The 19,332-nt window shown below is 64.2% G+C and carries 20 protein-coding genes; 11 read left to right on the top strand and 9 right to left on the bottom strand.

Annotated features, from left to right (window positions below; all coding sequences use genetic code 11):
- Positions 1 to 161: 161 nt before the first annotated feature.
- Together queF and ACPS74_RS15205 are read right to left on the bottom strand one after the other, a co-directional pair.
- Positions 162 to 623, bottom strand: coding sequence for a preQ(1) synthase (gene queF, locus ACPS74_RS15210; RefSeq protein WP_029649814.1), 462 nt, complete (start codon positions 621 to 623; stop codon positions 162 to 164).
- A 60-nt stretch (positions 624 to 683) separates the two neighbouring features.
- Positions 684 to 1,460 carry a hypothetical protein gene (locus ACPS74_RS15205; protein ID WP_029649811.1) on the bottom strand — a complete coding sequence of 259 codons (777 nt, stop codon included), beginning with the start codon at positions 1,458 to 1,460 and terminating at the stop codon, positions 684 to 686.
- A gap of 239 nt (positions 1,461 to 1,699) precedes the next feature.
- On the opposite strand from ACPS74_RS15205, the gene eno reads away from it, so the two are divergent.
- Positions 1,700 to 2,983: a phosphopyruvate hydratase gene (gene eno / locus ACPS74_RS15200; protein WP_029649808.1), complete on the top strand. Its 1,284-nt coding sequence runs from the start codon at positions 1,700 to 1,702 to the stop codon at positions 2,981 to 2,983.
- A 150-nt stretch (positions 2,984 to 3,133) separates the two neighbouring features.
- Positions 3,134 to 5,842 carry a valine--tRNA ligase gene (locus ACPS74_RS15195; protein ID WP_029649805.1) on the top strand — a complete coding sequence of 903 codons (2,709 nt, stop codon included), beginning with the start codon at positions 3,134 to 3,136 and terminating at the stop codon, positions 5,840 to 5,842.
- Here ACPS74_RS15195 and ACPS74_RS15190 read toward each other — a convergent pair.
- Complete coding sequence (locus ACPS74_RS15190) at positions 5,839 to 6,582, bottom strand: phosphodiester glycosidase family protein (protein WP_029649802.1); 744 nt, start codon at positions 6,580 to 6,582, stop codon at positions 5,839 to 5,841. The genes ACPS74_RS15195 and ACPS74_RS15190 overlap by 4 nt on opposite strands.
- A gap of 230 nt (positions 6,583 to 6,812) precedes the next feature.
- Between ACPS74_RS15190 and ribB the strand changes: the two genes are divergently transcribed.
- Entirely contained in the window at positions 6,813 to 7,940 is a 1,128-nt protein-coding gene (gene ribB, locus ACPS74_RS15185) for a 3,4-dihydroxy-2-butanone-4-phosphate synthase (protein ID WP_370646320.1), read from the top strand.
- A gap of 254 nt (positions 7,941 to 8,194) precedes the next feature.
- Here ribB and ACPS74_RS15180 read toward each other — a convergent pair whose 3' ends face one another.
- Both ACPS74_RS15180 and ACPS74_RS15175 read right to left on the bottom strand, forming a co-directional pair.
- On the bottom strand, positions 8,195 to 9,181 hold the full coding sequence (locus ACPS74_RS15180; protein WP_029649796.1) for a tyrosine recombinase XerC: 987 nt from the start codon (positions 9,179 to 9,181) through the stop codon (positions 8,195 to 8,197).
- A gap of 36 nt (positions 9,182 to 9,217) precedes the next feature.
- Positions 9,218 to 9,541 carry a DUF1476 domain-containing protein gene (locus tag ACPS74_RS15175; protein ID WP_029649793.1) on the bottom strand — a complete coding sequence of 108 codons (324 nt, stop codon included), beginning with the start codon at positions 9,539 to 9,541 and terminating at the stop codon, positions 9,218 to 9,220.
- A 269-nt stretch (positions 9,542 to 9,810) separates the two neighbouring features.
- Between ACPS74_RS15175 and ACPS74_RS15170 the strand changes: the two genes are divergently transcribed.
- The 5 genes from ACPS74_RS15170 (at position 9,811) to purQ (ending at position 12,760) form a co-directional block, all read left to right on the top strand.
- Positions 9,811 to 10,080, top strand: a complete 270-nt coding sequence (locus ACPS74_RS15170; protein ID WP_026222811.1) for a hypothetical protein — start codon at positions 9,811 to 9,813, stop codon at positions 10,078 to 10,080.
- A 312-nt stretch (positions 10,081 to 10,392) separates the two neighbouring features.
- Positions 10,393 to 11,187: a phosphoribosylaminoimidazolesuccinocarboxamide synthase gene (purC, locus tag ACPS74_RS15165; RefSeq protein WP_014892432.1), complete on the top strand. Its 795-nt coding sequence runs from the start codon at positions 10,393 to 10,395 to the stop codon at positions 11,185 to 11,187.
- 19 nt (positions 11,188 to 11,206) lie between these two features.
- On the top strand, positions 11,207 to 11,770 hold the full coding sequence (locus tag ACPS74_RS15160; RefSeq protein ID WP_029649791.1) for a Uma2 family endonuclease: 564 nt from the start codon (positions 11,207 to 11,209) through the stop codon (positions 11,768 to 11,770).
- Positions 11,771 to 11,834: 64 nt separating this feature from the next.
- A complete protein-coding gene (purS, locus tag ACPS74_RS15155; protein ID WP_029649790.1) occupies positions 11,835 to 12,071 on the top strand; it encodes a phosphoribosylformylglycinamidine synthase subunit PurS in 237 nt (78 codons plus the stop codon).
- The gene (gene purQ, locus ACPS74_RS15150) at positions 12,071 to 12,760 is read left to right on the top strand and encodes a phosphoribosylformylglycinamidine synthase subunit PurQ (RefSeq protein ID WP_029649789.1); all 690 of its coding nucleotides are present in this window, start codon (positions 12,071 to 12,073) and stop codon (positions 12,758 to 12,760) included. Before purS ends, purQ begins: the two co-directional genes overlap by 1 nt.
- A gap of 3 nt (positions 12,761 to 12,763) precedes the next feature.
- Here the strand turns inward: purQ and ACPS74_RS15145 are convergent, their stop codons facing one another.
- On the bottom strand, positions 12,764 to 13,456 hold the full coding sequence (locus tag ACPS74_RS15145; RefSeq protein WP_029649787.1) for a winged helix-turn-helix transcriptional regulator: 693 nt from the start codon (positions 13,454 to 13,456) through the stop codon (positions 12,764 to 12,766).
- A gap of 57 nt (positions 13,457 to 13,513) precedes the next feature.
- Between ACPS74_RS15145 and ACPS74_RS15140 the strand changes: the two genes are divergently transcribed.
- Genes ACPS74_RS15140 through ACPS74_RS15130 form a run of 3 tightly spaced genes read left to right on the top strand, consistent with a single transcriptional unit; the run spans position 13,514 to position 14,954 of the window.
- The gene (locus ACPS74_RS15140) at positions 13,514 to 13,948 is read left to right on the top strand and encodes a VOC family protein (RefSeq protein WP_029649785.1); all 435 of its coding nucleotides are present in this window, start codon (positions 13,514 to 13,516) and stop codon (positions 13,946 to 13,948) included.
- On the top strand, positions 13,945 to 14,301 hold the full coding sequence (locus ACPS74_RS15135) for a DUF1428 domain-containing protein (protein WP_029649783.1): 357 nt from the start codon (positions 13,945 to 13,947) through the stop codon (positions 14,299 to 14,301). Before ACPS74_RS15140 ends, ACPS74_RS15135 begins: the two co-directional genes overlap by 4 nt.
- The gene (locus ACPS74_RS15130) at positions 14,301 to 14,954 is read left to right on the top strand and encodes a glutathione S-transferase family protein (protein ID WP_029649781.1); all 654 of its coding nucleotides are present in this window, start codon (positions 14,301 to 14,303) and stop codon (positions 14,952 to 14,954) included. Before ACPS74_RS15135 ends, ACPS74_RS15130 begins: the two co-directional genes overlap by 1 nt.
- 10 nt (positions 14,955 to 14,964) lie before the next feature.
- Here the strand turns inward: ACPS74_RS15130 and holA are convergent, their stop codons facing one another.
- Genes holA through leuS form a run of 3 tightly spaced genes read right to left on the bottom strand, consistent with a single transcriptional unit; the run spans position 14,965 to position 19,268 of the window.
- Positions 14,965 to 15,990, bottom strand: coding sequence for a DNA polymerase III subunit delta (holA, locus tag ACPS74_RS15125; protein ID WP_029649779.1), 1,026 nt, complete (start codon positions 15,988 to 15,990; stop codon positions 14,965 to 14,967).
- Between the two features lie 25 nt (positions 15,991 to 16,015).
- Positions 16,016 to 16,645 carry an LPS assembly lipoprotein LptE gene (locus ACPS74_RS15120; protein WP_347372276.1) on the bottom strand — a complete coding sequence of 210 codons (630 nt, stop codon included), beginning with the start codon at positions 16,643 to 16,645 and terminating at the stop codon, positions 16,016 to 16,018.
- On the bottom strand, positions 16,632 to 19,268 hold the full coding sequence (gene leuS, locus ACPS74_RS15115; RefSeq protein WP_029649774.1) for a leucine--tRNA ligase: 2,637 nt from the start codon (positions 19,266 to 19,268) through the stop codon (positions 16,632 to 16,634). Before leuS ends, ACPS74_RS15120 begins: the two co-directional genes overlap by 14 nt.
- Between the last annotated feature and the right edge of the window lie 64 nt (positions 19,269 to 19,332).

Raw genomic sequence — 19,332 nt, 5'->3', positions numbered from 1 at the left:
GCCCGCGAGAGCGACGAGCAACAGGAAGAAGATCGAGAAAAACGTCCGAAGCTTCATGTTCTCTGGGTCCCGCGATCGGACGGTCTCTTTGTCAGGAGACCGCTGTGACCCATAGGTGATTTACTGGCGGAGGCACAAGGTTGGGCTTTGCGGCCAAACGTCTAGCCTCGCCCCCGGTAGGGCGGCACGCCCTGGTCCGGAAGCCATAGCCCCTCTGGCGGGGTGCCGGTCTGCCAGAAGACATCGATCGGCATGCCGCCGCGCGGATACCAATAGCCGCCGATGCGCAGCCATTTCGGCGTCATCGCCGCAACGAGATCGCGCGCGATCCGCAGCGTGCAGTCTTCGTGAAAGGCGCCGTGGTTTCGGAAACTTCCAAGGTAAAGCTTCAGCGCCTTCGACTCGACCAGCCATTCGGCCGGGACATAGTCGATAACGATATGCGCGAAATCGGGCTGTCCCGTCACCGGGCAAAGCGAGGTGAACTCCGGCGCGGTGAAGCGCACGAGATAGTTCGCGTCCTTATGCGGATTGGGAACGAGATCGAGTTCGGCCTCGTCCGGCGAAGCCGGCAGCGCGGCCATGCGGCCGAGCAGCGCGGCGCCCTTATGCGTCTTGGTCATGCGAGTAACTTGGTCATGCGCGTAACAAAGGCGCGATCGCCGCCGCGTCAAGCGCCAAACTCACGGGTCGCGCGAGTCGGGACATTCGCCCGCGCGCAAGGTGATCGGATGCGCCGACATCCAGCCGGAGAGAAGGCGATTCTCGGGGCTCTCCAGCGCCTTCAGCATTTCGACGCGCACCATTTCGAGCCATTTCTCGCGCCTGTCCGGCGTGTTCATCTCCGCCGGCACGGCGATTTCGAGGGCCTTCACCGCGAATTGATAGGGCAAGGTGTTCCACACGGCCACGCCGCCACGCTCGAGCATCCCCGACACGTCCTTTTCCGGCATATGCGCGATCTGCTCCTGTTCTTCGATCGGCACGGCGCCCGGCATCCCGCTTTTGGGCGCGACGATCGCGACGCCGTTGCGATAAAAGCGATTCTGCTTCACGCCGCTGCGCGCCGCGATCAGATTGCCGCCAATGACAAAGCTGGCGCCTGTGCTGTCGAGCGCGCATTTCAACGTCCGGTCGAAACAATGGCCGGCTCCGACCATCAGCGCGCTGCATGAGGTTTCGACCCAGCGCGCCAGAGTTTCCGGCTTGACGTCGAGCACATAGGCGAGGCCAGGCATGTCCTGGTTCTGATATTCGCACCGCTGCACGAGGCTCGCCGGCCAGCCCAGAAAATCTTCCTGCGCCGGCGCGCAATTGCCTCGGACGGGAGATTTCTCCAAAGTCGCCTTGGCGGCGGCGACGTGCTCCGGCGATTGAGCCCAAGCGCTGGCCGGACTGCAAAGCCCAAAGCAAAGGGTGAACACGACGCCACGCGCGAATCGCGTTGTGCTTAGGGCCATCCGAACCTCCCGCCGACCGTCGCGCTTGGCGGCGAACGTCCGCTCCTTAATCAAGCTCAAGGATAGGGAGGTCCCCTCCCCAGTCAACGGATTTCACCGGCGCGTCTCGCCGCGGCGCAGCACAGATCCCACAAAAGCCCGCAGCGGACGCAGAACCTTTTTGCGGCTGAGGCTTTTCCGGACGGCGCAATAGGTCTAAGAAGTCGCGCCGCTCCGCGCCGCATCATGAAGAGGCATCCATGACCGAGATCGTCGACATCCACGCCCGCGAAATTCTGGATTCTCGCGGCAACCCGACCGTCGAGGTCGACGTCACCCTGGAGGATGGATCGTCTGGACGCGCGGCGGTGCCGTCCGGCGCCTCGACCGGCGCGCATGAAGCGGCGGAAAAGCGCGACGGCGACAAGTCGCGCTATCTCGGCAAGGGCGTGCTCACGGCGGTCGACAACGTCAACGACGAAATCGCCGGCGCGCTGCTCGGCTTCGAAGCTGAGGATCAGGTCGCCCTCGACGAGGCGATGATCAAGCTCGACGGGACGCCGAACAAGTCGCGGCTGGGCGCCAACGCCATTCTCGGCGTGTCACTTGCCGTCGCCAAGGCGGCCGCAGAAGCGTCAGCGCTGCCGCTCTATCGCTACGTGGGCGGCGTGCAGGCGCGGGTTCTGCCGACGCCGATGATGAACATCGTCAACGGCGGCGTGCATGCCGACAATCCGATCGACTTCCAGGAATTCATGATCATGCCGACCGGCGCGCCGAATGTGCGCGACGCCATCCGCTGGGGCGCGGAGATTTTCCACACGCTCAAGGCGGCGCTCAAGAAAGCCGGCCTCAGCACCTCGGTCGGCGACGAAGGCGGTTTCGCGCCCAACCTTCCCTCCGCCGAAGCGGCGCTCGACTTCATCATGAAGGCGATCGAGACGGCGGGCTTCAAGCCCGGCGTCGACGTGCATCTGGCGTCAGACTGCGCGGCGACGGAGTTCTTCAAGGACGGCAAATATGTCTACGAAGGCGAAGGCGTGACGCGCTCGATCGACGAGCAGGTCGCCTATCTCGCCAAGCTCGCCGGCGCCTATCCGATCGTGTCGATCGAGGACGGCATGGCCGAAGACGATTGGGAGGGCTGGAAGAAGCTCACCGACGCGATCGGCGACAAAGTGCAGCTCGTCGGCGACGATCTTTTCGTCACCAATGTCGTGCGCCTTAATGAGGGCATCAAGATGGGCGTCGCCAATTCGCTGCTCGTCAAAGTCAATCAGATCGGCACGCTGACCGAGACGCTCGCTTCGGTCGAGACCGCGCATCGCGCCGGCTACACCACCGTCTTCTCGCATCGCTCCGGCGAGACCGAGGATTCGACCATCGCCGATCTCGTCGTCGCGACGAACAGCGGCCAGATCAAGACCGGCTCGCTCGCCCGTTCCGACCGCACCGCCAAATACAACCAGCTCATCCGTATCGAGGAAGAGCTGGGCGACGCGGCGATCTACGCCGGCAAAGGCGCGCTCAAGGCGCTGGCGTAACCCCCTCCCCCAACCCTCCCCCGCTTCGCGGGAGAGGGAGTAGATTCGAGCCTTCACTGACGTGCGACGAAACGCCGATCGTTAGCGTCCCCTCTCCCGCCAAGCGGGGGAGGGACAGGGTGGGGGCCAAAAGGCTCCTGCCCAATGACCATGGAAAAAACCTTCGCTCCCGCCTCGATTGAATCGCGCATCCGAGACGCGTGGGAAGAGGCGCAAGCCTTTCGCGCCGGACGGCCCGAACGCGCGCAGGCGGCGCCCTACGCCATCGTCATTCCCCCGCCGAACGTGACCGGCAGCCTGCATATGGGCCATGCGCTCAACAACACGCTGCAGGACATTCTCGTGCGCTATCGCCGCATGAAGGGCGACGACGTGCTCTGGCAGCCAGGCACCGACCACGCCGGCATCGCGACGCAAATGGTCGTCGAGCGCCAGCTGATGGAGCGCCAGGAGCATCGCCGCGAACTCGGACGCGAGAAATTCGTCGAGCGCGTGTGGGAATGGAAGGCGGAGTCAGGCGGCAAGATCGTCGAGCAGCTGAAGCGGCTCGGCGCCAGCTGCGACTGGTCGCGCGAACGCTTCACGCTCGATGAAGGCCTGTCGCGCGCCGTCGTGAAAGTTTTCGTGCAGCTCTATCGCGACGGGCTGCTCTACAAGGACAAGCGTCTCGTCAATTGGGACCCGGCGCTGCACACGGCGATCTCCGATCTCGAAGTGCAGCAGGTCGAAGTGAAGGGACATTTGTGGCGCTTCAAATATCCCATCGTCGACGACGCTGGTAAAGAGACCGGCGAATATATCGTCGTCGCGACGACGCGCCCCGAGACGATGCTTGGCGACACGGCGGTCGCCGTGCATCCGGAAGACGAGCGCTACACGGCGCTCGTTGGAAAACGTGTGCGTCTGCCACTCGTCGGCAGGCTGATCCCGATCGTCGCCGACGAATATTCCGATCCCGAGAAGGGCACCGGCGCGGTGAAAATCACCCCGGCGCATGACTTCAACGATTTCGAGGTCGGCAAGCGGCACGGATTGCGGCTCGTCAACGTGCTCGACCCGCAGGCGCAGATGACGCTTGCCGCCAGCGCCGAGTTTCACGAAGGCGTCGACCCCTCCCCCGAACTTGCGGCGACAGTCTCCGCGCTCGACGGGCTCGACCGTTTCGCGGCGCGCAAGCGCGTCGTCGAATTGATGGAGGCGCGCGAGCTGCTCGAGGGCGTCGACGACCATAAGCACATGGTGCCGCATGGCGACCGCTCGGGCGCGGTGCTCGAGCCGCGTCTCACCGACCAGTGGTATGTCGACGCGAAGACTCTCGCGCAGCCGGCGCTCAAAGCCGTGCGCGAGGGCCGCACGGCTTTCGTGCCGAAGAATTGGGAGAAAACCTATTTCGAGTGGCTGGAGAATATCCAGCCCTGGTGCGTGTCGCGTCAGCTCTGGTGGGGTCATCGCATCCCCGCCTGGTATGACGCGGACGGCAACGCCTATGTCGAAGAGACCGAAGAAGCGGCGCTTGCCGCGGCGCGCGCCAAGCTCGGCGACGGCGTGACGCTCACGCGCGACGAAGACGTGCTCGACACCTGGTTTTCCTCGGCGCTCTGGCCCTTCTCGACTCTCGGCTGGCCGGAGAAGACGCCGGAGCTCGCGCGCTATTATCCGACGAGCGCGCTCGTCACCGGCTTCGACATCATCTTCTTCTGGGTCGCCCGCATGATGATGATGGGCCTCTATTTCATGGACGAGGTTCCCTTCCGCGACGTCTATATCCATGCGCTCGTTCGCGACGAGAAGGGCGCGAAGATGAGTAAGTCGAAGGGCAATGTCATCGACCCGCTGCGCCTCATCGACGAATATGGCGCCGATGCGCTGCGCTTCACGCTCGCGGCGATGGCGGCGCAGGGACGCGACATCAAGCTCTCGACGCAGCGCGTCGAAGGCTATCGCAATTTCGCGACGAAGCTGTGGAACGCCTCGCGCTTCGCCGAGATCAACGGCTGCGCGCGCGTTGCGGGCTACGATCCGCGCGCCAATCAGATTACGCTGAACCGCTGGATTATCGGCGAAGCGGCGCGCACGGTCGCGGACGTGAGCGCGGCGATCGAAGCCTATCGCTTCAATGACGCGGCGAACGCCGTCTATCGCTTTGTCTGGAGCGTCTTCTGCGACTGGTATGTCGAGCTGGCGAAACCAATGTTGCAAGGCGCCGATGGCCCTGAAAAGGACGAGACGCGCGCGACGACAGCCTTCGTTCTCGACCAGATCTATGCGCTGCTGCATCCCTTCATGCCCTTCCTCACCGAGGAGCTTTGGGCGATCAAGGGCGCGGACGGTCCCAAGCGCGAGACGATGCTGGCGCTCGCCGCCTGGCCCTCTCTCGAAGGACTCGAAGATGCGGAGGCCGAAAGCGAAATCGGCTGGGTCGTCGATCTTATTTCCGAAGTGCGCTCGCTGCGTGCGGAAATGAATTTGACGAGCGAGACCGAGCTGCTGCTGATCGGCGCCGATGACGCGTTGAAAGCGCGCGCGACGCGCTGGGACGAGACGATCCGCAAGCTGGCGCGCCTCTCGCACATCGGCTTCGCCGAGGCGGCGCCAAAGAGCAGCGCCCAGATCATCGTGCGCGGCGGCGTCGCCGCCATGCCGCTCGAAGGCGTGATCGACCTCGGCGCCGAACGCGCGCGGCTGGCGAAAGAGATCGGCAAGCTTGAAGGCGAGGTGAAGAAGCTCGACGCCAAACTCGCCAATGAGGGCTTCCTCGCCAAGGCCGAAGAAGAGGTGATCGACGAGCACCGCGATCGGCGCGAAGAAACGGCGGCGCGCGTCGAAAAGCTCAATGCGGCGCTTACGCGACTGAGCTAGCGGTTCGCCTTCTCGACCACCCCGAGGATCGGCCCCATGGTCGGCGCGAAACGGTCGTGACGCGAGAGCGACGGCGCATACAGCGCCGACGCCGAGCCGCCATCGAGAAAGAGCGCGTCGGGGCAATGCAGGCGATCGCGAAAAAGCAGCGCGAATTGATGAAACGTCACCGGCTGGTTGGAGATCGCGAAGCGGATGATATGGCCGTCCTCGACGCAGACGCCGTTGCGAAATTTCTGCGACATGCCGTCCCCATGAATGCGCGGATGAATGCGCCCGCCGATGACGAGCATCGGTCCAGACTGCGTGGCGAATTGCGCCCGCTGCGGGTTTTTTAAGTAGCGCGCGGTCTCGGTGACGCCGGCGCGCCCATCATTGACCCAGAACACGCCATTGGGCTTCAGGTGGAAATTGCCGGCGCCCGGGCGCGTATTCGCGCCGCTCAGCGTGCGGCCGTTTTCGACATAGAGGCCGACCGGCGTGCGATCTTCCGCATACATGCCGGCGTTCATCGCGAAAACGAGCATTTCGCCCTTATTCGCCAGTCCGTCCGCAAGCCGCGCGAAAGAGCCATAGATTTCGCCTTTCTCGTCGCGCAGAAAAAGCCGAACGTCGCTCTTACGCGCGTCGAAGTCGCATACCGTGTAGGCGGCGCCGCCCTCCTCGACATCGGCGCAGGGGCTTGCGCCCGCGCGCGCAGGCGGCGATAAGAACGCCAGCGCGGCCACGACAGCCGACATCCCCAAGAAGCTTGAGATCAAGCGCGTCTTCAATTTCGCGTCGAGCAACCGAGTCTCCTTTCTACCTGGCCTTGCGCCATGTCATTCCCGGCAGACGACGGCCTGATCAGAACTCCAGAGCGCCGTCAGGAACTCTGGTCTTTATTCTGATCGCACGCCGCGCGTCGGGAATGACAATTGCGAAAGCTGCGCAGCCGCCCGTTTGAAACGTCGCCGCGGCAAGGCTAGATATGCGACGCAGGCGCCGCAAGCGGCGGGTTCCGGAGATCTCATTGTCCCATTCCATCACTGAAGCCGTCGAAGCCGTGGCGAGAGGCGAGATCGTCGTCGTCACTGACGATGACGATCGCGAAAACGAAGGCGACCTCGTCGTCGCCGCGTCGCTCTGCACGCCCGAGAAAATGGCCTTCATCATCCGCCATACGAGCGGCATCGTCTGCGCGCCGCTCACGCTCGAGGAGGCGCGCCGTCTGCATCTTGCGCCCATGGTCGCGGAAAACGACGCGCCGCTCGCCACGGCATTCACCATTACCGTCGATGCGCGCCACGGGCTCACCACCGGCATTTCCGCCGAGCAGCGCTGCAATACGGTGCGCGCGCTCGCCAACGGCAATATGGGCGCGAGCGACTTCGTGCGGCCCGGCCATGTCTTCCCGCTGATCGCCAAGGACGGCGGGGTGCTGATGCGCTCCGGACATACGGAAGCCGCCGTCGATCTGTGCAAGCTCGCCGGCCTGCCGCCGGTCGGCGTCATCTGCGAACTCGCCAATGACGACGGCACGGTGATGACCGGACGCCAGATCGAGGAATTCGCGCGCGCGCACGCCCTCAAACTCGTGTCGGTTTCCGATCTTATCGCGTTCCGGCAGGCGCGCGAAAAGCTCGTCGAACGCGTCGCGACGTTCCCGGTCGAGACAGAGGCCGGGGCAATGATCGGCCACGCCTATGTGACGCCGTTCGACAGCGTGCAGCACTTCGCCTTCGTTCTGGGCGCGATCGGCGACGGGCGCGACGTGCCGACGCGACTGCATCGCGCCGATATTCTCGCGGATGTGTTCGGTGGCGCCGACACGATCAAGAAGACGCTGCATCGCTTTGCGCGCGAAGGGCGCGGCGTGCTCGTCTATCTGCGCGACGGCGCGGCGGGCGTGCCGGCGAATATCGTCGGACGGGGCCAGGAGGAGAATGCCGAAGAGACGCGCAAGCGGCAGTGGCTCGACGTCGGTCTTGGCGCGCAGATTTTGAAGGACCTCGGCGTCTCCTCGATCCGGCTGCGCTCGTCGTCCTCTAAGCCCCGCGCGTTCGTCGGGCTCTCGGGCTTTGGAATCGAGATCAGCGCGGTGGAGCCGGTGGAGTGAGAGTTGCGCACGCTGCGCGAAATCGAGCGGCGTCGACGGTGCTACCCTCCCCTTGAGGGGGAGGGTCGGCGCGAAGCGCCGGGGTGGGGTGGAGCCGCATCTCAAAATATTGTCGCTCTACGAGCGGTTCGGTGCGCGCCATCCTTTTCAGTCATCCGAGCTGTCACCCCACCCCGCATTGCTTCGCAATGCGACCCTCCCCCTCAAGGGGAGGGTAGAGTTCGCGGCTCCGGGGTTCCACGCGGCCTTCAGCGTCACTTCGCGCGCGGATGCGCCGAGCGATAAGCGTCGAGGAGCCGCGTCTTATCGACGGCGGTATAAATCTGCGTCGTCGAAAGCGAGGCGTGGCCAAGCAATTCCTGGATCGTGCGCAGATCGCCGCCGCGACCCAGAAGATGTGTTGCAAAGGAATGACGCAGCGCATGCGGCGTCGCGCTCTCGGGCAGGCCGAGCGCTCCGCGCAGGCGCTGGACGGCAAGCTGAATGATGCGCGGCGAGAGCGGCCCGCCGCGCGCGCCCACAAACAGCGGCCCGCCGGCAAGATCATAGGGACAGAGCGCGAGATAGGCCTCGATCGCCGAGCGCACCGGCGCGATGACCGGCACGGTCCGGCTCTTGCCGCCCTTCCCCAGGATCGTGACCCGATCGGCGGCGCCGACCGGCGCCTCGGCGCTCCCGATCGACAGCGCCTCGGAAATTCGCAGTCCGGCGCCGTAGAGCAGCGCCAGCACGGCGGCGTCGCGAGCGATCACCCAGGGCTCTCGCGCTTCGCCCGCTCGTTGTTCGGGGTCCACAACGTCGCGGGCGTCGGGCACGGTGAGCGCCTTGGGGAGGCTATGCGGGCGCTTGGGCGGACGCACGGCGCCAAAGACGTCGGTGCGGGCGAGGCCCTTCTTCTCAATGAAGCGCAGAAAATTGCGAACGGCGGCGAGCGCCCGCAGCAGCGACCGGCTTTCCAAGCCATCGCGGCGACGCTTGGCCATGAAAGCGCGCAAGTCGGGGGGTTGAAGCGACTTAAGCGCGGCAGCGTCCGGCCGCTCACCCCTATGCTGCGCCAGAAAGCCCAAAAACGTGGCGAGGTCCCGGCCATAGGCGTCGACTGTGTGCCGGGAGGCGCGCCGCTCGCCGGCAAGATAGCGCAACCATAGCGCCGCTTCCTCGGCGATCGCCGGCGCCGCCTGAAAATAGGAGGCGTCGGGAAGCGGCTTCTGTCGGGGCGCTCTTAAGGACGAATCGCGCATAAGCGAGGATCGCCCAAGAAAATGAATAAAGGCCGGCTATTGGCCCGACTTGATCTCGGCCTTCGCCTTGGCCAGCATCTCGTCCATGGTGCGGCGGATCTGATGCTCGGACTGGTTCACGGCCGCCGCCTCAAAATCCTTCTTGATCAAGGCCACGACCCGCTCATCGGCGTCGGCGGTCACTTCCGCTGCGACCAAGGCGTCCGCGTAGGCCTGCGCCTCGGCGCCCGTCTTGCCGAGTTTTTCGGCCGCCCAGAGGCCAAGCAGCTTGTTGCGGCGCGCTTCGGCGCGGAACTGCAGCTCCTCTTCATGGACAAAGCGTTTTTCGAAGGAATCTTCGCGCTGGTCGAACGTGCTCATGTCCATCCTCGGCCGGGTTGTTCTTATAATCAGGACTCGGCGATCATGCGCCGCATCGGCGTGGGCTCGATATATGCGTATTCGCGCGCAAAGCCAATGCCGGAAAGCGTGGTCCTGGCCGCGACGAAACCGCCCCCCGTCCCTGCCCGCCGCGGTGCGAGCGCGAACAGAGCCGCGCGCCGCGCCGAATTGCAATAAGCGCGCCGGTGCGGCTATTTGTCGAGGCGTAGTGTTTTCCGTCCGGCCATCAGACACCGTAGGAGCGTTTCATGAAGAAATTTGCATGCGCTATGTTATTCGCCTTGGCGCTTACGAGCCCGGCCTTCGCCCAGAAAATGACGAGCGACGACCTCAAATGGATCAATCAGTGCATCAGCGATAACAAAGGCGAGGAAGGCGGGACGCCCGACATTATCCGCGCCTATTGCATATGCATGAACGAGAAGATGGACGATAACGAAACCCGGTCCGTCACCCAATGGGAAAAGGCCAATCCTGAGGCCCAGCAGGACTGCGAGAAGAAGGCCGGCTGGAAATAGCCAAGGCAGCTTCCGTTTGCGCCCTGAGCGTCGCAGGGGCGAGCGGGCGCATTCGAAAAAATCGGCGACCAGATGCTCAAATTACGGGCGCCGACGCGTGCGAAAGACTGACACGGCGACGGCGCCGCTTGGCCGCCGCCCTCTCAGTTTCATTGTATCGTCTTTCCCTTTGCGATAGAGTGCCCTGTCGGCTTGTCACTGGCCGCCAAAGACGCTAGGACCGCCGGTGCTCGCGGCAGGGCGCACGCCCGCCGCCGCTCCCACCCAGAAGCCGGCATGGGTTCACACTTCGGAGGAGCGACGACCCGCCACATGGACTTCCTCAAGCCCCGGTTGATCCCAATGAACCGCCGACGCCGCATCTACGAAGGCAAGGCCAAGGTCCTCTATGAGGGCCCGGAGCCCGGCACTTTGATTCAGCACTTCAAGGACGACGCCACGGCCTTCAACGCGAAGAAACACGAGGTGATCGACGGGAAGGGCGTGCTCAACAACCGGATCTCCGAGTATATCTTCCAGCATTTGAACAGCATCGGCGTGCCGACCCACTTCATCCGCCGGCTGAACATGCGCGAGCAGCTCATCCGCGAGGTGGAAATCATCCCGCTCGAAGTCGTCGTGCGCAACGTCGCGGCCGGCTCGCTGGCCAAGCGTCTCGGGATGGAAGAGGGCACGCAACTGCCCCGCTCGATCATCGAATTCTACTATAAGAACGACGCGCTCGACGATCCGATGGTGTCCGAGGAGCATATCACCGCCTTCGGCTGGGCGACTCCCCAGGAGATCGACGACGTCATGGCGCTCGCCATCCGCGTCAACGATTTTCTCTCCGGGCTTTTCCTCGGCGTCGGCATCCGCCTCGTCGACTTCAAGATGGAATGCGGTCGGCTCTGGGAAGGCGACATGATGCGAATCGTCGTCGCCGACGAGATTTCGCCCGACAGCTGCCGGCTGTGGGACATCAAGTCGAACGACAAGCTCGACAAGGATCGCTTCCGCCGCGACTTGGGCGGGCTGGTCGAGGCTTATACCGAAGTCGCGCGCCGTCTCGGCATCATGCAGGAAAACGAGACGATCCGCACCGGCGCGCCGAAGCTCGTGCAGTAGGCAATCCCGAAGGGCCGCCATGGGCGTTCCTCATCTCGATTCAGGTCCGATGCGCGCGGAGGAATTCTTCGCGTTCACCGCGACGCGCCCCGACGACGAAAAATGGGAGCTGATCGAAGGGGAGCCGGTCTTGAACGCTTCCGCGAGCCGTCTGCATCAGACGATCATTCGCAATCTCACGGTACTGCTAGATGCGCTGGCGCGCGAGACCAGCGCTCCTTGGGAGGTGCTGCCGGGGCTGGGCGTCCGCATTTCCGACATCAGCGTGCCAGTTCCTGACGTTCTGATTCGACCCGCGACGTTCACTGGCGTCGAATGCAATGACATGATCATCGCGTTTGAGGTTCTTTCGCCATCCACAGCTAACAAGGATCTGCGCTGGAAACGGAAAGCCTATGCGACGCTGCCGTCGCTCAGGCAGTATGTGGTCATCGCGCAGGACGCGGTTGAAGTCGTCTCCTTCGATCACGCCAACGAGTTCTCGGAACGCCGTTTCGAGACGGCGGAGAGCGTGCTCGACCTGCCCGTCATCGGCGCGTGCATCAACTTGCGCGAGATTTACCGCGGCACGGGTCTGCTCTAACGCACGGCTTGCGCAGCGCGCGGCGAGCCGCTAACCGTTCCGCCATCTGAAGTTGGAACAGCGCATGAAAGCCCGCGTCGTCGTCACCCTCAAATCCGGCGTCCTCGATCCGCAGGGCAAGGCGATCGAAGGCGCGCTGAAATCGCTAGGCGTCGAAGGCGTCGCGAACGTGCGGCAAGGCAAGGTGTTCGACGTGGAGCTCGCCTGCGCCGACGCCAGCGCCGCCAAGGCGCAGTTGCAGGCGGCCTGCGAGAAGCTGCTCGCCAACACCGTGATCGAAAACTATCAGATCGATCTGTGATGAAAGCCGCCGTCGTCGTTTTCCCCGGCTCCAATCGCGAAGGCGACATGGCCCGCGCGCTGACACAGGCGACCGGGCGGGCGCCCTCGATGCTGTGGCACGCCGACCACGAGCTCCCCGCCGGGACTGACCTCGTCGTATTGCCCGGAGGCTTTTCCTACGGCGATTATCTGCGCTGTGGCGCGATCGCCGGCCGCGCCGCCATCATGGACGCAGTGCGCGCGCACGCCGCGCGCGGCGGTCTGGTGCTCGGCGTCTGCAACGGCTTCCAGATTCTCTGCGAAAGCGGCCTGCTGCCGGGCGTGCTGATGCGCAACGCCAATTTGCGCTTCGTCTGTCGGATGCAGCATCTCAAGGTGGAGCGGAACGACACCGCCTTCACGCGGCAATACGCAAAAGGTCAGACGATCGAAGTCTGCATCGCGCATGGCGAGGGCAATTACGAAGCCGACGATGCGACGATAGATCGGCTGGAGGGCGAAGGCCTCGTCGCCTTTCGCTATTGCGACTCCGCCGGCAACGTCGGCGGCGAGGCTAATCCCAACGGCTCGCGCAACGATATCGCCGGCATTTATTCGGACAGGCGCAATGTGCTCGGCCTGATGCCGCATCCTGAAAATCTCATCGACGCGCTCGTCGGCGGAACCGACGGCCGCGGCCTTTTCGAGAGCCTCGCCAGCGCGGCGTGATCCTCACGCTTTTTGCGGCAGCGGAAAGAGCCTGGTGAATCGCTTTGCGAGAGTGCGGTCGCCCTCGATCGCGAGCGCCTTCTCAGCCTCAAGCGCCTGAAGCGGCGCGCCGCCATAGACCGCCGCGGCGATCGCCCTCGCCGGCCCGGCGAAGACGACGTCGGCGCCATCCAATGCTTGTCGCGCAGCCTCGCATGCGCCGCCATGGATCTGCACGAGGAACGTCTCGTCGCCGATGCGAAACCCGACGCGCGCGTTCAGTCCCTTCGCGCTGCTCGCGTCGAACATCGTCTTGAACGACAGCATCAGCGAGGCCGCGCTCAAAGGCAGCGTCGGGTCGTGCAGCGGCGAGCGCGCCGCCCAGCGGCCCAAGACGCTTAAGACGGGCTCGATCTCATAGCCCCAGGGCGTCAATTCATAGACATGACTCGCCGCCGGGGGCGGCAGCTTGCGCCGGCTCAGCGCGCCAATTTCCTCCAGCCGCTCCAGCCGCTGCGTCAGCACATTGGCGCTGATTCCGGGAAGATCGGCGCGCAGGTCGCTGAATCTTTTCGGCCCGAACATCAGTTCGCGCATCACCAGCAGCGCCCAGCGTTCGCCAATAAGATCGAGCGCATGGGCGGCGCCGCAGGCGTCGTCATAGGTGCGCGCGGAAGGGCGAGTCCTATCCTTTTTAGTTATTTTTACTAACTTCATTGTTGCATTTTATAACTTGTGCGGTAGGTTCGGCAACGTGCGGTTTAAGGAGCTTCCATGTCCAAGCTTGTTTTCATCAATCTTCCGGTCGCCGATCTGCCCAGGGCGACCGCTTTCTACGAGGCGGTCGGAGCCAGGAAGAACCCGCAGTTCTCCGACCACACCGGGTCCTGCCTGGTTTTCTCCGACACCATTCACGCGATGCTTTTGACCCATGAGAAATTCCGTCAGTTCACGACGAAAGAGATCGCCGATGCGCATAGGAGCGCAGAAGTTCTGATCTGTATTTCGGCCGACAGTCGCGCCGACGTCGACGCCGTCGTTGAAAAGGCGACGCGCGCCGGCGGCGCGGCGGATCCGATCCCGACCCAAGATTTTGGCTTCATGTATGGCCGCAGCTTCGAAGATCTCGACGGTCATATCTGGGAGATTATGTGGATGGACGCCGAGGCCGCCTCAAAGGCGTGTCAGAAAGAAGGAGCGGCGCAATGAGCTATGTCGACGGTTTCGTGATTCCCGTGCCGGCGGAAAACAAGGACGCCTACAGGAAAATGGCCGCACTCGCCTGGCCAATCTTCAAGGAATTCGGCGCGCTGGAACTGATGGAATGCTGGGGCGACGATTTGCCTGACGGCAAGCTCACCGACTTCAAACGCGCGGTTGCAGCGCAATCCGGCGAGCAGGTGGTTTTCTCATGGATTGTCTGGCCGTCGAAGGACATACGCGACGCGAGCCACAAGAAAATGTATGAGGATCCGCGCATGAAGGCGCTCGGCGATATGCCCTTCGACGGCAAGCGGATGATCTTTGGCGGCTTCGAGCCTCTGCTCGATGAGAAAGCGTGATGACGCTGAAGCTCTATGGGCATCCGTTTTCGTCCTACACGCAAAAGGCGCTGATTGCGCTTTACGAGAACGACACGGCTTTCCAGTTTCGCTCGCTCGAAGACAAGCAAGCGGCAGCGGAGTGGGCCGCGCTTTGGCCGATCAAACGCTTTCCGCTTCTGCTCGACGAAGACCGCAGCGTCATGGAGGCAAGCGTCATCATCGAATACCTCGACCTGCGCCATCCTGGCCGAACGACGCTCGTGCCGCGCGATGCGCAGGCGGCGGTAGATGTCCGCTTCATGGATCGGTTCTTCGACAATTACATCATGACGCCGATGCAAAAGATCGTGTTGGATCGTCTGCGGCCGGAAGAGAATCGCGATTCATTTGGAGTCGCTGAAGCGCGTCGGGCGCTCGACACGGCATACGGCTGGCTGAACGAAAAGCTGAAAGGTCGCGAATGGGCGGCGGGAGAGGATTTCTCGCTCGCCGATTGCGCGGCGGCGCCGGCGCTTTTCTACGCCGACTGGGCGCACCCCATCGACAACGCGCTGGTCAATGTGAAGGCCTATCGCGGGCGGGTGCTCGCGCGCCCCTCCTTCGCGAGAGCCGTGGACGAAGCAAGACCTTATCGCGCTTATTTTCCTCTCGGCGCGCCGGACCGGGACTGACGCCGCGCTCTTACCGCCGCGCCGCGCGCGCGACGTTCCACAGCGCGCGCTCTGCCTCCATCTGCGCCACGCCGGCGTTGGCGCGCGCCTGCATCTGTGCGGCGCGCAGCGGCTCGATCAGCGCGCCGAGACGCGCGGATGACCAGCTCTTGAGCTGTTCATCCATCAGCGCGCGGTGCATGAAGCCGAACCCCGCGCGCATCAGCGCCGTAACGCCGGCGTCGGTTCGCCCGCCCTCGCGCTCCATGGCGAGACGGGCGCGGTGCAGCGCCACGGCGTAGCGCAGCGCCCCGATGACAAGCTGCTGCGCATCGCCGTCCTGCGCGAAATAGGCGTCGAGCGCCGCGCCGATATCGGCGGCGCCCGCGAAAGCCGCCGTCACCATGCGATCCGACGCGATGTTCGATGCATGCGCGACGATCGCTTCGACGTCCTTTGCCTCGACATGTTCGCGGCCATGCATGTAGAGCGCGAGCTTTTCAAGCTCGGCGCGACTCATCAGCCGGTCTTCCCCAAGCGCGCCGAGCAGCAGGCCGCGGGCTTCCGGACTCGCGACAAGGCCGGCGTCGCGCAGGCTACGATCGATCAGCGCCTGCAAATCAGCTTCCGCGTCGGGCTGGCACTCGATCGCCGCGCCCTGCTTGGCGCCCTCGACCAGCTTGCGCAGCGGCGCGTCGCGCCTCAGCGCGCCAGCGGTCAGCACGACCGTGCAATGCGCCGGCGGGGCTCCGATAAGCGACGTCAGCGCCGGAATGACGGATTTGCCGCCGGTCTCGACGAGGATGGCGCGCCGTCCGCCAAAGAGCGGCGTGGTGTTGGCCTCGTCGAGCAGCGCCAGCGGGTCGGAGGCGACGCCATCGCCGCTCATCTCGACGAATTGGAAGGGATCGCGGCGATCGTCGACGCGTTTTGAGACGAGCGCGAGCGCGCGCTCACGCACCATGCCCGCGTCTGAGCCGAAGACCAGGAAAAGAAAGACGCCCTCGGGCGGCGCGGCGATGAAGCGTTCGGCGTCGCGACTCTTGACCGCCGTCATGAGGCGCTATTGTCGGTCTCCGCCGTCAATAGCGAACGACGGCGGGAGCCGGGACAGGCGACAGGCGCGTAGCGAGCACGGTGGCGATTCTGGTGCGGATCGAATCGGCGATGACCCGCGCGTTACGGATCTCGGCGTCGCGTGCGGCGCGCACATTGGAGAAACGGTTCGAGAATCGATCGTAGCTCGCGACGTTGAAAGCGATGCCTTTCGTGACCTCCACCTCATCAGGGATGGTGACGAGCCGATATTCGGCGTCGACGATCACCGTCGCCGAAGTGGCGCGGCCGGTCACGGTGTCGAGAATCGGCGTCTGCACGCGCTCGCGGAGCACGACCATCAGCCGGTAGCGCGGCGGCGGCTGCGAGCCAGTGCCGTTCAGGCCGAAAATCAGCTCATTTCGGACATAGTGGCCGAGCCGCTGCGGAATTTCGTCAACCGCGACCGACTGCAGCTCGGCCGCGAGCGGCGCGGAGTCGAGCCCAAATCCTGCCGGCGCATAAAGCGGCTGGATGCAGCCGGCGAGCGGCAGGGCGAGCAGCGCCGCCAAAACAACCATCACTTGCCGGAACAGGGCAATCGGCGGTCGGCCATCGGCAATAGGACCCGCGCCGACTGCCGACCTGCCGACCGCCGATTTGCTAGACGACAACATTGACGATCCTTTTCGGAACGAGAATGAACTTCCTCAGCGGCTTGCCTTCCATGGCGCGCTGAACGCCATCTTGCGCCAAAGCCTCTTTGCGAATCGTTTCTTCGTCCGCGTCATGGGCGACAAGAATTTCGGCGCGCTTTTTGCCGTTGACCTGCACCGGCAGGCTTATCATCTCCTGGGCCAACAGGGTAGGATCGGCCGCCGGCCACGACGCTTCAGCAACCAGACCTTTGTGGCCCAAATCGGCCCAGCATTCCTCGGCGACATGCGGCGTCATCGGCGCGACAAGCCGAATGAGCGCGTCCGCCGCCTCGCGGAAGGCGAAGGCGAGATCGTCCGGAACGGGCGTTTCGGTCACGGCGTCGAGCGCGCTGGTCAGCTCATTGGCGAATTCGCGGATGCGGGCGATGGCGCTGTTGAAGCGCAACCGCTCGATATTTTCGCTCGCCTGGGCGATCGAACGATGCGTCGCCTTGCGCACGGCGAGCGCGAGATCGTGAAACGCCGCCGGCGGCTCAGCCCCGACGGGCGCGGCCACATGCCCCAGTTCGCCGGTCAGCCTCCATAGGCGCTGAACGAAGCGCCATGCGCCCTGCGCTCCCTCGTCCGACCAGATGACGTCGCGATCGGGCGGGCTGTCGGACAGGACGAAGAGGCGCGCCGTATCGGCGCCATAGCTCGCCACGATATCGTCGGGATCGACCGTGTTCTTTTTCGACTTCGACATTTTTTCGATCGGGCCGATGCCGATCTCCACGTCGCCGTCGACGAGAAAGGCGCGGCGACCGCCGTCCTTGGCTTCGATCCGGACATCATACGGCGCGACCCACTGGCCGTCCGGCGCGCGATAGGTCTCATGCACGACCATGCCCTGGGTGAAGAGTCCGGCGAACGGCTCCGCCACCGCGGCATGGCCGGAATCGCGCATGGCGCGGGCGAAGAAGCGCGAATAGAGAAGATGCAGAATCGCGTGCTCGATGCCGCCGATATATTGATCGACCGGCAGCCAGCGCGCGAGCGCCTCGGCGCTCGCCGGCGCCGTCTCATTATGCGGGTCGGCGAAGCGGGCGTAATACCAGGACGAGTCGACGAAAGTGTCCATCGTGTCCGTCTCGCGCCGCGCCGGCGCGCCGCATGAGGGACACGGGACATTTTTCCAGCTTGCGTGGCGATCGAGCGGATTGCCCGGCTGATCGAAGGAGACGTCTTCGGGCAGCCTGACCGGCAGATCGGCCTCGGGAACCGGAACCGGCCCGCAAGTCTCGCAATGGATAATGGGGATCGGGCAACCCCAGTAGCGCTGACGCGAAATCCCCCAGTCGCGCAGCTTGTAATTCACCTTCCGCTCGCCCTGAGGATGGCCGAACAGCGCCGTCGTCGTCAGACGGTTGGTGACGTCGTCCTTCGCCTGCGGCACGGTCATGCCGTCGAGAAATCCGGAATTCACCAGCCTCCCCTCAGCCTCGAAGGCTTCGCCGCTTGTCGCGATCTGCGTTTCGAGCTGCTGCGGATCGAGATTTTCCGGGCAGACGACGACCTTGAAGCCGAGCGCGTATTTCGTCGCGAAATCGAGGTCGCGCTGGTCATGCGCCGGACAGCCGAAGATCGCGCCCGTCCCGTAATCCATCAGGATGAAATTCGCGACATAGACCGGCAGCGTCCAACTCGGGTCGAAGGGGTGAACGACGCGCAGCCCCGTATCGTAGCCCATCTTTTCCGCGGTCTCGATCGCTTCAGCGGACGTCGCCCCGCGCCGGCACTCCTCGGCGAAGGCGGCAAGCGCCGGGTCCTTCTGCGCGGCGGCCTTCGCCAGCGGATGATCGGCGGCGAGCGCGACGAATTTCGCGCCAAACAGCGTGTCGGCGCGGGTGGTGAAGACTTCGATCTCGCGCGTTTCTCCGAGCGGCTGCGCCAGCGCGAAGCGCACGAGCATGCCTTCCGAGCGCCCGATCCAGTTGCGCTGCATGAGCCGCACCTTGTCGGGCCAGCGCTCGAGATCGTCGAGCGCGGAGAGCAGCTCTTCGGAATAGTCGGTGATCTTGAAGAACCACTGCGTCAGCTCGCGCTGCTCGACGAGCGCGCCTGAGCGCCAGCCACGGCCGTCGATGACCTGCTCATTGGCGAGCACCGTCATGTCGACCGGGTCCCAATTCACTTTCGACTTCTTGCGGTCGACGATGCCGGCTTTCAGGAAATCGAGGAAAAGCTTCTGCTGGCGCCCGTAATATTCGGGATCGCAGGTCGCGATCTCGCGCGACCAGTCGAGCGACAGCCCCAGCGTTTTGAGCTGCGCCCGCATCGCCGCGATATTGGCGTAGGTCCATTGCGCCGGATGCGCGCCGGTCTGCGCCGCGGCGTTTTCGGCGGGCAGGCCGAAGGCGTCCCACCCCATCGGATGCAGGACGTCGAAGCCCCTGGCGCGCATGAAGCGCGCGATGACGTCCCCCATCGAGTAATTGCGCACATGGCCCATGTGCAGCCGACCCGAGGGATAGGGAAACATCTCGAGCACGTAATATTTGGGCGCGCCGGCGCTGTCGCCTGCCTTAAAAGACTGTTTTTCTTCCCAAATCTTTTGCCAGCGGGGCTCCGCCTCGGCAAAATTATAGCGTTCGGGTCTCATTTTGCTGGCGAGTCCGGTCAAAGGCTTGCGGGATTGCGCCTCTAATGCCGGTCGGTCGGAGGGA

This window comes from Methylocystis sp. SB2 (genome assembly GCF_049817085.1).
In the GTDB taxonomy this organism is placed as follows: Bacteria; Pseudomonadota; Alphaproteobacteria; order Rhizobiales; family Beijerinckiaceae; genus Methylocystis; species Methylocystis rosea.
This window is presented reverse-complemented; position numbering and strand designations above follow the sequence as displayed.